This is a genomic window from Clostridium sp., from assembly GCF_047718555.1.
In the GTDB taxonomy this organism is placed as follows: Bacteria; Bacillota; Clostridia; order Clostridiales; family Clostridiaceae; genus Clostridium_I.
In genome coordinates, this window is record NZ_JBDNRK010000005.1 from 1 (window position 1) to 12480 (window position 12480).

A 12480-nucleotide genomic window follows, 5' to 3' on the forward strand; every position below is an offset into this window, starting at 1 on the left:
TATTATTAAAGGATAATAATTAACCTTTCTGATTTTTAATTTATATAAAATAAATTATTTGGAGGGCATATATATGACAGATTTAAAAGAAATATATGAAAACAGAAGATCAGTTAATTTTTTTGATAAGGATAAAAAATTAGATAATAATACTTTAGAAAATATTATAAATTTGGCTGTACTGGCTCCATCGGCTTTCAATCTTCAGCCTTGGAAAATTATTGCTGTAAAATCAGAAGAGGCTAAAAAAAGACTTTACCCTTTAGCTTTTAATCAACCAAAAATTTTAGAAGCGCCTGTAACTTTAATAATTGCAGGAGATAAAGCCGGCTACTTACCTGATAAAGAAGCTTGGTCTACCTTTGAGGCACAGGCAGGTAAGGAAGGTACTGATGGCGCAAAGCAATTTGCACACCTGCTTTATGCTACTACTGAAGAAAGAAAAATAAAATTTGCTGAAAGCAACGGCGGATTACTAGGGATGTCTATTATGTATGCAGCACAATATTATGGAGTGGATTCTCATCCAATCAATGGTATTGATTTTGATGGTATACAAAAAGAATTTAAATTAGGCGAAGATAAAAATGTAGTTATGTTAATTGCACTAGGCTATTTTGATAAATCTCACCAGCTATATCCAAGACTTAAAAGATACAATTATTCTGAAATAGTAACTGAAATATAAGCATATTATATAATGAGTAATAAAATTTAGGCTATTTAACAGAGCCTGTGTAATATCAATTGAATCTAATTTTAAAAAGGTTAATTCATTATTACATAGTAATATAATATTTAAAATATTATATTACAAAATATAAAAACTAGCTAAAATTTATTATCAATAAATAATTGGCTAAATAATTAAAAGGATGTGTTATTATGACCACAAATAAGAAAAAAATTCTAATTCCCCTAGATGGAACTGATAGAAGCATGCATTCACTTGATTATGTAAAACAATTATTTAAAAAAGATGAGATAACTATTACTCTATTAAATGTTTTGGAAATAGTCATAATAAATGACATGATGCTATCAGACACTGTAGTAACAAATTCAGAAAATGAAAGTAAGGCTATTCTCGAAAATGCTAAAGCACAACTTCAAGGCTACACCGTTGAGGCCATTAATACTTTCGGCTATGCTGCTGATGAGATATTAAGAAAAGCCAGAGAAGATAAATTTGATGCCATAATCATGACTAAATCTTCAAAAAAAGGCTTGGCTAGAATGATTGGTTCTGTAACCAGAAAAGTTCTACAGGACACTCATACTCTGCTGATAATTGTTCCTGAATAAAAACTAGATCTAAAAAACACTATGAAATTCATATAATTTATTTATATTGATTTTCATAGTGTTTTTTATTTTCAATGTAATCTCCAATAAGCTTTACTTAGTGGACATATGTACCGTCACTAAGTTTATATGAATTATCCTGAGATATGCCACAGTTATCTCAAACTTTAAAAAGTAGAGTACACAATGGCTAATCATAGAATAAATATTTATGCAAATTTATTAAATACAGGACACTCCTCTTCTGTGTGCAGAGAAACCTTTAATACATCATATAATTTTTCAAGCTGCTTTAAAATTTGTTCTGTACGTTCATCATTCTTAATAAGCAGATACATTTCACTAGTATTTCCTTCCTCAAGTCTTAAGCATATTATACCTTCAAGGTTAAAGGCCCTCCTTGAAAAGAGACCTACTATATGAGACATAACTCCTGGATGATTATTCACTATTAACTTAATTACATAATTATCATTTTCCTTCACACTGCTCACCACCTATCATTTCCGAAATTCCACCGCCTGGCGGTACCATTGGATATACATTTTTAAAGCTTTCAATAGATATATTTATTAAACAAGGCCCTTCCGAACTAAAGGCTTCATTAAGTATTTCATTTAAATTATCATTATCCTTATTAATGTTATAACCTTTAACATTAAAACCTTCACTTATCTTTGCAAAATCTGGATTGGTAATAAACCTTGACGCCATATAGTGCTCATTATAAAATAGCTGTTGCTGCTGTCTTACAAGTCCAAGATGACCATTATTTAATATTATTATTTTTAAATTTAATTTTAAATCTGCTAAAGTTGCCAGCTCTTGAATATTCATTAAAAATGATCCGTCTCCTGAAAAACAAACTACTTGCTTATCTGGATTTGCAACGGCTGCACCAATAGCTGTAGGCAACCCAAAGCCCATAGTTCCAAGACCTCCTGAAGTTAAAAAAGTTCTAGGCTTTTTAACAGGATAGGCCTGAGCCGTCCACATCTGATGCTGACCTACATCCGTAGTAATTATAGTATCTTCCTTAACCAATTTACTTACAGTTTTAATTATATTAATAGGATGAAAAGAATCTTCTTCATCAGGGAAGATCATAGGTTTTTCCCTTTTAACACTTTCAATATAATTTATCCAATCCTTTCGTTCATTTTTCTCAACAAGAGGAATAATTTTATTTAACACAATTCCTACATTTTCACAAATTGAAAGATTAGATTTTTTAATTTTATCAATTTCCGCATCATCTATATCTATATGAATTATCCTTGCATCAGGACAAAACTTATTTACATTTCCTATAGCTCTATCATCAAATCTTACTCCAAAAGCTAAAAGTAGATCTGCCTTATTTAACAATAAATTAGTGTATCTTGCTCCATGCATACCAAGCATACCCATGAATAAAGGATCATCAATAGGAAAATTACCAAATCCCATTAATGTTGAGGTAACAGGTATATTATTTTTCTTTGCAAATTCATATAATGCCTTACCTGAATCAGAATTAGTTATTCCTCCTCCTATATAGAGAATAGGTCTTTCAGCTTCATTTATCATTTTTGCAGCTTTACTAACTAAAGAGTCATCAAGAAAGTTTTCTTCTTCGTAACTGCTTATCTCCGGCCACTTATCAAATTCAAATTCTTCACTCTGTATATTCTTCGGTATATCAACCAGTACTGGGCCCTGTCGTCCATTTTCTGCTATTTTAAAAGCTTCAGGTATAATTGTAAATAGTTCTTCTACAGAACGTACTAAGAAATTATGCTTTGTTATAGGTATTGTGAGTCCATAAATATCTACCTCTTGAAAAGAATCTGTTCCAACATAGGAATAGGGAACCTGGCCTGTTATAGCAATAATAGGCACAGAATCCAGTTTTGCATCAGCAATAGCCGTTAATAAATTTGTAGCACCCGGACCAGAAGTGGCAAAACACACTGCTGCCTTACCTGTAGAACGTGCTATGCCTTGAGCTATAAAGGCAGCCCCTTGTTCATGTCTAGCCAGAATATGTTTTATATTACTGCTTAGTAGAGAATCATATAATGGAAGATTAGTTCCTCCAGGAATTCCAGCAATAATTTTAATCCCGCATCTCTCTAGTAATTTTATAGTAATTTCAGCCCCAGTTAATTTCATATATATACCTCCATGAATTCTAACAATTTCTATTGTAATCTTTAATTCCCACTAAAAAATTACAATAGATAATTTAAATATCAATTTGCCAAATCTAAGTTTAGAATACACAATAACTTAAATTTTACTTTTTTAAATACAAAAAAACCCCGTCCAACTAAGGACGAAGTTATAATCTCCGCGGTACCACCTTTTTTCGTACAAAAACTGTACACACTTAAAAAAGTATATATCATACTTTAACTCCCTTTAACGATGGAATTCCGTCAAACTCTACTCTCTATATAGATTTCTATTTGAAGCTCCAGGGCTACCTTCTACACATCTATCATGGGAAACTCTCACCTGAGGCATTGTAGTAAATAACTAACAATATGCTAATCTATTTCCTATTGTATATGCCTAATTTCCCTCTCTTTATTTCAAGAATAATATATACTCTTCCCCTTCAATGCTTTTGATATAATATATTTTATACTGTTACAAAATTTTATTACTTAATTTGAATATTGTCAAGTACTTTTTTAGCCATCCGTTTCCTTTTAATATATCTTTTCCTGTTAGATCTCATTCATGGCTATTTTGCCTTCTATCCAATCAATAAATTGCCTTGCGGTTCTAGCTGAACGCCCGTTATACCACATTTCCCATTTTATAGCTTCACTATGTAATAATTCCCTATCAATATTAAGATTTCTCTTATCTGCTATACCATCTACAATGCTTAAGTATTCATTTTTATTTGGAGATGAAAATACAACATTAATACCAAATCTGTCTGCAAGAGAAAGCTTTTCCTGAACACTATCTCCTGCACGGACTTCCTCATTAGGACCTGATCTTTCACTGAAGTATTCTTTCACCAAATGTCTCCTATTTGAAGTGGCATATATTATTATATTTGAGGATTTGTGCTCAAGTCCACCATCCAACATTGCCTTAAGTGCAGTATAACTTCCCTCATCATCTGCAAATACCAAATCATCTATAAATATAATAAATTTTTGAGGCCTATCTTTTAAAACTCTTATTATATCAGGAAAATCCGTAAGATATGCTTTAGGTACTTCAATCATACGCAATCCTTCTGTATAATATTTATTTAATATTGCTTTAACAGTGGAAGATTTACCTGTTCCACGATCTCCATGGAGCAATGCATTGTTAGCAGAAAATCCCTTTAAAAATTGTTCTGTATTTTCTAGTACAACTGAACGTTCCTGCTCATATCCAATAAGATCAGAAAGAGTAATGGGATCAGGTTTTTTAATTCCTTTACAGTATCCAAGGTCATTTTCACGTTCCCAAACAAAGGCTCTGTACATTGCAAAAATTCCACAACCATAATTTCCATGAAATTTTCTAAGTTTTTCTATACATTCACCCCATTGACTGCTGTAGTAAAAGGTTTGTTTTATCTCACTTATATGTTCAGGGCAATTTTCTGAAGGGAAATCACCTTCAACTTCCCACTCTGGAAGCTTTTCTATTATGTATTTAAATTCACTTTCATCAAAATATCTTAACAATTGATTTTTTATAATATATGGATTTAGTTTAGCTATTAACTGAAGATTTATTAAATCATTTGCTGCTGCCTTTTCAATTAAATTTGCACTTTTGTTCACAATGTTACTCTGTGCCTTTAATGAAAATGGATTCTCATCAAAAATAATCTTATCAACTACATATGCTTCTAAGGTGTTTGTACCACTTTCAGCTAAGGCAAAGAAAAAATTATTGTATAAATTAGTAAAGCAAGACAACTCAACTTTACCTATATTTATGTAATCAAGAAGTAAACGCAAACTACTTATCACGTTATCATTAAGTAAATTTCTGTAAACAGACATGGAATCCAGTGCCAATTTTGCACTTCTTATTTCAAAACTCACTGCAAAGGTTGCATTTTCCATAAAAAGTCCTCCTAGTAAAATATAATTTCTCACTTTATTATACTAAATTATATCATACTCCATATGTATAAAAAAATCAAATTGCCGCTATAGAATTCACTAGATATTTATATAGTTTTTTAAAATATGCTTAAAATTGAGAGTTTAATAGTAAAAAACAATTTTGCAGCATCATAGTTTCACCATGAATTAAAAATCTATTTTTCTACTCTCAATTCTAAGCTAGAGATCAATTCAAAAATTCTCTATATATTATTATAAACATTGAAAACTTCTTATATCTCTTAGATCAATCCCAAAGTATATCCATCGAAAGCCATTCCACCTGAAGCCTGAAGCAGATCTTCTTCCCACAAAAGTAAGCCATGCCCAAAATCCATGTCCTCTTCTAGGCCAAATGTATACAAATCTATGGAGACATGGTCTTATTGCACCAGGATCTACAGCAAAAGTCTGCGGCCCGCCAGGTCCACCGGCTTGAAATTGCTGTGGCTGTGCTGGCACAGAGGATGGTGGCGGTCCGGGAGGTGCACTAGGATTAAATTGTCTGGTATCATACTGAGAATAATCCCAAGGATCTGGTTGATTATTTCTATAGGAATAGTAAGTTGGTTCTTCAAAATACTGAAAAGAATCATCATCCTCTATGCTGTCAAATTCCTCTCTATTTTCATTGTCAGGTTCTTCTGGTTCCTGATATCTATTATAGGTATAATACATAATTACACTCCTATTTTTTTGATTGCACTATAATATATGCATATTAAATAAAAAATGTAACATAGTTTTAAAAAATTACATAAATTATACTATAATGAAAATTTAAACTTTAATAGGGAGGCAATATCCTATGAGAATTCGAAGAGCAATTAGATATTTAAAAAGAGCTCCAAAACCGAGGGTTAACAACTTTCATAAGGCTGTATCTAATATAGTACTGAATACCGAAAAAACAAGAAAAAATTATATATATTTTGATACCATTTCTGAAAAGAGTACTAATACTTTTTCTAGAAAACATAATAATTCTGTTAAAAAAATTACACATAATTTTGATGATATAGATAATGATATAAAATTCTTAAATACTTCAGAAAAAAAAATTAATTTTACTAATGATAAGGATTCAACTAAAAATGCCATTGCTGAAAATAAAGTTTCCAGCGTAATTAATTCTAACTTAAACTCGTCCCTATTTGCTTCTAATAATTCAGGTAAAGAAGAAGCTACTATACACACTGATGATTCTGTCCCCTTTAACCATTTAGTTGGAAAATATGGTTCTAATATTAATCAACTTAACGACACTACCTTTGAAATAAATACACCCGGTATTTTCAAAATTACATTTATACTATATACAACTAAATCCTCTCCTCTTGGAGGTGCTGATATAGTTATAAATAATATTCCCCTTGATATCCCAACTATTTTAATAACTCCAGGGACTCCCCTAATCGGTAATGGAATCTTCAATATACAAGAAAATAATACTACAATTAAAATAATTGTTTCTGGTTTAGATTTATCTCTGTGCCCTGGGAAAAATGCAAATATAATTATTGAGCAGCTAAATTAAAGATAGAAAAATATACTAATACCATATATAATTAAGGAATCAAAGATAGAAAAATAAATATGGATACAGCTAATGAAAAGCTAAATATAACGATTTAGTAAAAAATGTATGATTTAAAAACCTCCAATAACTATAATGAGTTATTGGAGGTTTTTATTTCCATCATAGCTTTTTTACCATTGGCTATAAAACCTAATACCAGCATCGGTTATTATAAAACAAACACCTCTTTACACTGATATCTTATATTGAATGTAAAGAGGTGTTTTGCAAATCTAAGCTATGCCTTAACTACGTGACAAATCGAAGCTGGCAGGCATAACATAATCTCTGAGTTATCAGACATTTCCATTTTACTGCATACATCAAGAAATATATTATTTGTACCTTGTATTTCTACTTTATATTGCCATGAAGTTCCCTGAAATGCTCTTTGAGAAATTCTTCCTTTTAATTTTGTAGCAACTCCATCATAATCCATATCTACAAGTATATCTGTTGGGCGTATCATGACACTAATCTTATTTTTAACATCTTGTACTGGCGAAGCCAAAATGTTAAATCCCTGGCACTCAATTAGCATATCACTACCTGAATAACTTATAAAATTACCTTCAAGGAAATTAGAAGCGCCCAAAAAAGATGCAGTAAATGCAGATTGCGGTTTTTGGTATAGCTTGACTGGATCATCCTCTTGTTCTATATGTCCGTTATTCAATAAAATAACATTGTCAGACATACTTAATGCTTCAATCTGATCATGCGTAACATATATAGTAGTTATACCTGCATTTTTAACAATCTGTAATAATTCCCATCGCATTTTTTCTCTCATTTTTGCATCAAGACTTGATAATGGTTCATCCATAAGTAAGAAAAAAGGATTGGGCGCAAGTGCACGTGCGACTGCAATTCTCTGTTTTTGGCCCCCTGAAAGCTGATGAGGATAATAGTGCTGGAATCCATTCATTTGGACAACTTCAAGTACTTCACTGACTCTCGATTTTATCTCTGTTCTACTCATCTTTTTTCCTTTTTTAAGTTTTAACACAAATGCTATATTCTCAAATATTGACATATGAGGCCATAAAGCAAAATCTTGGAACACCATGCCGATGTTACGATACTCAGGTGACATGGTGAAATTATTTGATGACCAAACTGATCCATTTACTCTAATTAATCCACTATCAATATTAGTCAAACCTGCAATTGTATTGAGTAGTGTAGTTTTACCACATCCTGAAGAGCCAAGTAATGTAACAAATTGACCTTTTTCAACTTTCATTGAAATATGATCCAATATAAGTCTTGAACCATATGATTTTGAAATATTATCAATCTCAATAAAAATAAAAATCACCTTACTTATAAAATATTTTAAATCATCTACATCAGCCTCAGAATCAACTTAATGTTAAAATTGCTTAACATCTTCCACAGTTTGTACTGGATTATTCTCAGAAGTCACATTTGTTGTATCAATTATTTTTGCCGCTGAAAGATGTAGTTTTGCATATCCCATAACCCAGATTATACTTTTAGTAAGTAGATATACTAAAAATACAATTAATATACCGATTATCGTAAGTGCTGAACCATTAGACCAATCCGAACTATTAAATCTAGACTGAATCACTACAGAAAATGGTGGCTGCCCTGGTGGATATAGCAGCGAAGCTGCCGGTAATTCGAACATCATACCTGCAAAAGACATAAAAAATGTAGATATTGTAGTTGTACTTATTAATGGCACTATTATCTTAAAAATTATTTGCATATTGCTAGCTCCAAAAACTTTAGCTGATTTCAATAAATTTGGTGGAAGCGTGCTCAATGCTCCAGTTTGTAATCTTATAGAATATGGCAGTGCACCTGCAAGATAAGCCATTGCAAGACATATAGGAGTTCCATAAAGTACTAGATTTAATGGTATAAGCCATACTGCATTCCAAGCAAACACAAATCCTGCTGCCAGTACAACTCCAGGTATTGCAAGTGTTGACATGTTTAGAATATTTATAAATTTACTTGTAAGTGAATGCTTAAATATCAACTGATATGCTAAGATAACTGCAAAAGGCACAGCTATAATCGCAACTATAGTTGAATAAGTAATTGAGCGTAATAGTGAAGCATATCCATCACCATTAATTTGAATGACATCTCTATAATGTGCAAAAGTCCAATTTGAGCTATTGATACCATTACTCCATACCTTCCATAAAGATGCACATATATTAGACATAATCGGAAGAACAAATGATAAAATTATTATTATTACCATACCAACAAAAAATATTGAATAATACTTGGATTTGACACCATATTTTTCTGCAATGTTATCTTTCTTCTTAAACGATGGAGTTGTAACATATGATTTCTTCCTCATTATCATAAACTGTAAACCAATTGCAGCAGATGTAACAAAAACTTCAATTACTGATAAACTGGCTGCAACAGAATAATTAACTGGATCTTGGTTTAATGATGAATATATTTGGTACGTTAAAAGTGGAATATGGGAATTTGGTGTTATTGCAGCAGCAATACCAAAATCCCCAAAACCTTCTGCAAATGCAATTGAAGCTCCTGCAAGTAATGCCGGTGTTAAGAGGGGAAGTGTGATCTTAAAAAACAATTGACTTTTAGTGGCGCCACCTATTTTCCCAGCATTTAACAATTCTGTTCCTATATTTTTTAGAGCCTGATGCATACTAAAATATACATACGTAAAAAACCGCAGTCCCATTATTAATGCAAGCCCATACCTAGTAAAAAACCATGCAGACCAGCCAAAGGGTAAACCGAATATTTGACTAAGTATTCCTCCATCTTGCATAAGCAGCATCCAGCCTTCTGCAATGACATATGAAGGCATAAAAAATGCTATCCAAATAAGTGAGTTAAATATATTTGCAGCAGCATCTGGCATATGATGTATTGCTATAGACGAAAAAGTCCCCAATATTACAGCAATCACTGCTGCCAAAAGCCCAATAATTATTGAATTAGATAGAGCTAAAAAGTTTGACTTATCAGTGAATACACTCAGTAAATTTGCAAAAGATGGAGTGATACTCGATATCTTGTCAAAAATATGAGGAAATATTGATTGCAGCAATAAGGCTGCTAACGGATATACGACAATTACCGCCATTGCAATAATACCAAATACCTCTCCGAACTTCTCACCAAATCTTACAAATAATTTCTTATTGGAGGATATTATCATGGAACCACTTCTTAATATCTTTTTCATTTTTAGCAGCAGCTATTGGATCTGTCGTTATCCATTTAACATCAGTTGTCAGGGCTTCTTTATTAGCTTGTACGCCCTTTATGACTGGGTTAAAATATGAATCACCGCCGCCATTTTTGGGATCGAGCATTACAGATTGTCCTTCAGGAGAAAGGCAGTATTCAACAAATTGTTTGGCTGCATCCATATCAGGAGCATTCTTGTTTATTGAAATGACACCTGGAAGCGTAAATACCCCAGAAGAAGGATATATTATATCCACTGGATCCCCACTTTTCTTAGCATTAATAAGTGCCGAATTCTGTATGGTTATAGCTTTAACCTGACCAGATACTAATGCCTTTAATGTATTATCATTTGTAGGAAATACTTTAAGTCCATTAGTCTTAAGATTCTGATAGAAATTCTTACCTTGTGTATCTCCCATACTTTGAAGCATTCCGCTAACATAAGGATATGTAGGTCCTGATGTACTAGGATCATTCATAGCTATTCCGTTTTTGAACTTAGGATCGGTTAAATCCTTCCAATCTTTAGGATAATCTGCTGGTTTCATTAATTTTGTATTAACACCAATTGCAGCCGCAGCTGTAACTGTAACCGGATAATAAGACTTATTTGATGGTATAAGTGATTTACCTAAATCCGTAAAATTCTGTATATCCGATGGTGTCCAATCGCGAAGAAGCATTTGTTCATTATCAATTGCTTGCATAGTAGCATTACCATCAAACCAAGCAACATCCCAATGAGGATTTGAACGTTCAGCCTCCATTTTTGCTGTTATCATACCTGTAGAATCATCTACCAGCTTCACATTTATACCAGTTTTTTTCTGGAATGCTTCTGCAACAGCTTTATCGTAACCCTGAGCTGAATACAATACAAGCTGTTTCTTACCTGAACTTGAAGAAGAGTTGGAACTTGAGGCAGATGCTGTGTTTTGCTTACCACACGCTGACATAGTAAGTATAAGAAACGAAAGTGTCCCCATGACAATTATAGACTTTAATCTTTTGGATTTCATAAAATCACTCCTATTAAAAATTATTAAAGTATTGCTATTGGCCGAAAGTTTGAATCCATCTCCAATTTAACAAATTTTCTCATAGCTTACATTAAATATATCAATATGTAACACATGTTACAAGATATTCTTTGTTAATTCCTCATTAATGTTTGTTAAGAAACATGGCACAAAATTTTACACGTTAATATATAAGAAAGATTATCATAATAAATATCAGATACTTGGCTAAGTAATGCTAGATTATATACAATTTAAAAAATATGGTATCGATAATGAAACTATTGAAAGCTTTAAGTATTTTAAATAGGCAATTCGTAATGTTCTTATAGAGTATTCGCTATTTTAAGTATTATATTTTTAATTTTAGTGATAATTTTAACAGAAAAGCATCTAAAAGATATGTTTGGAGTATAAAACTCAAGGCTTCCAGTAAATTTACTGGAAGCCTTATAAATTCTAACTTGGTGCGGATAACAGGATTCGAACCTGCATGATTTCTCACTAATACCTGAAACTGCTACATTATCCAGTATATCCGTAAGCCTTGCTATTCCTTATGTTCAATATATCAACTTTAATAATCATCACTAATCCTATGTATATTATTATTTTATCACAGCACCTTAGAATTATCAACAGCAACCCACAGTCAACCCACAAGAAATATATTCCAGCAACCTACAGTCAACCTTACAAAAACTATCAGTAGAAATATGTTTAAATATTCGCCAAATGTTTCATTTATAAAAAGGAAAAGCCCTCCCATATTAGCAGAAGAGCCTAGTTAATATTCGTGCTCCTATAATTTAATAACGGATGAAATATAAACAGGATACCCAAAAATGTAAGCACACCCAAAATTACAAATATGAATATTACCAAGTTTCTTGTTCGCTTTATATCTTCTAAAGTGTATTGGTTATGAGAGGGTAAGAATACAGCCATAAATAGAAATTCTATAGATTGCCAAAAGTTATTAGTCTGTATAAAATGAAAGTCCTGTCCTCCATGTCTGAATCGAACAGAAGTTACCCTTCCTAAACTCTCTACTTTCTTTATCCTGTAGAAAAATCTGCTCACAAGTAATATCATTATAATTCCACCGATAGACACCCCTGCTACAAACAATATTACATCTTTAAGAACAATAGTATTGTAATAGCCTAAAGTATTTATGAGCCATTGTATTATATCTCTTACCACTCCGTTACCTATTGCCACAGACACAACCGCT

General features: G+C 32.0%; 11 protein-coding genes. 3 read left to right on the plus strand and 8 right to left on the minus strand.

Annotated elements, in window-relative coordinates; genetic code table 11:
• Window positions 1–73 precede the first annotated feature (73 nt).
• Together ABF633_RS03100 and ABF633_RS03105 are read left to right on the plus strand one after the other, a co-directional pair.
• The gene (locus tag ABF633_RS03100; RefSeq protein WP_415521917.1) at window positions 74–688 is read left to right on the plus strand and encodes a nitroreductase family protein; all 615 of its coding nucleotides are present in this window, start codon (window positions 74–76) and stop codon (window positions 686–688) included.
• A gap of 197 nt (window positions 689–885) precedes the next feature.
• A complete protein-coding gene (locus ABF633_RS03105; protein ID WP_415521919.1) occupies window positions 886–1305 on the plus strand; it encodes a universal stress protein in 420 nt (139 codons plus the stop codon).
• Between the two features lie 209 nt (window positions 1306–1514).
• Here ABF633_RS03105 and ilvN read toward each other — a convergent pair whose 3' ends face one another.
• The 4 genes from ilvN to ABF633_RS03125 all read right to left on the minus strand — a co-directional run bounded on the left by ilvN (window position 1515) and on the right by ABF633_RS03125 (window position 6095).
• Entirely contained in the window at window positions 1515–1790 is a 276-nt protein-coding gene (ilvN, locus tag ABF633_RS03110; RefSeq protein WP_415521921.1) for an acetolactate synthase small subunit, read from the minus strand.
• Window positions 1777–3459, minus strand: a complete 1683-nt coding sequence (gene ilvB, locus ABF633_RS03115) for a biosynthetic-type acetolactate synthase large subunit (protein WP_415521923.1) — start codon at window positions 3457–3459, stop codon at window positions 1777–1779. Before ilvB ends, ilvN begins: the two co-directional genes overlap by 14 nt.
• Window positions 3460–4019: 560 nt before the next feature.
• Window positions 4020–5375: an ATP-binding protein gene (locus ABF633_RS03120; protein WP_415521925.1), complete on the minus strand. Its 1356-nt coding sequence runs from the start codon at window positions 5373–5375 to the stop codon at window positions 4020–4022.
• Window positions 5376–5630: 255 nt separating this feature from the next.
• Window positions 5631–6095, minus strand: a complete 465-nt coding sequence (locus ABF633_RS03125; protein ID WP_415521927.1) for a hypothetical protein — start codon at window positions 6093–6095, stop codon at window positions 5631–5633.
• A gap of 130 nt (window positions 6096–6225) precedes the next feature.
• On the opposite strand from ABF633_RS03125, the gene ABF633_RS03130 reads away from it, so the two are divergent.
• Window positions 6226–6954 carry a BclA C-terminal domain-containing protein gene (locus ABF633_RS03130; protein WP_415521929.1) on the plus strand — a complete coding sequence of 243 codons (729 nt, stop codon included), beginning with the start codon at window positions 6226–6228 and terminating at the stop codon, window positions 6952–6954.
• 280 nt (window positions 6955–7234) lie between these two features.
• On the opposite strand, the gene ABF633_RS03135 is transcribed toward ABF633_RS03130, so the two are convergent.
• The 4 genes from ABF633_RS03135 to ABF633_RS03150 all read right to left on the minus strand — a co-directional run bounded on the left by ABF633_RS03135 (window position 7235) and on the right by ABF633_RS03150 (window position 12473).
• Window positions 7235–8257: an ABC transporter ATP-binding protein gene (locus tag ABF633_RS03135; RefSeq protein WP_415521931.1), complete on the minus strand. Its 1023-nt coding sequence runs from the start codon at window positions 8255–8257 to the stop codon at window positions 7235–7237.
• A gap of 114 nt (window positions 8258–8371) precedes the next feature.
• On the minus strand, window positions 8372–10216 hold the full coding sequence (locus ABF633_RS03140; RefSeq protein WP_415521933.1) for an ABC transporter permease: 1845 nt from the start codon (window positions 10214–10216) through the stop codon (window positions 8372–8374).
• Window positions 10170–11243: an ABC transporter substrate-binding protein gene (locus tag ABF633_RS03145; protein WP_415521934.1), complete on the minus strand. Its 1074-nt coding sequence runs from the start codon at window positions 11241–11243 to the stop codon at window positions 10170–10172. The genes ABF633_RS03140 and ABF633_RS03145 overlap by 47 nt, the downstream gene beginning before the upstream one ends.
• A gap of 783 nt (window positions 11244–12026) precedes the next feature.
• Window positions 12027–12473: a hypothetical protein gene (locus ABF633_RS03150; protein WP_415521936.1), complete on the minus strand. Its 447-nt coding sequence runs from the start codon at window positions 12471–12473 to the stop codon at window positions 12027–12029.
• Window positions 12474–12480 lie beyond the last annotated feature (7 nt).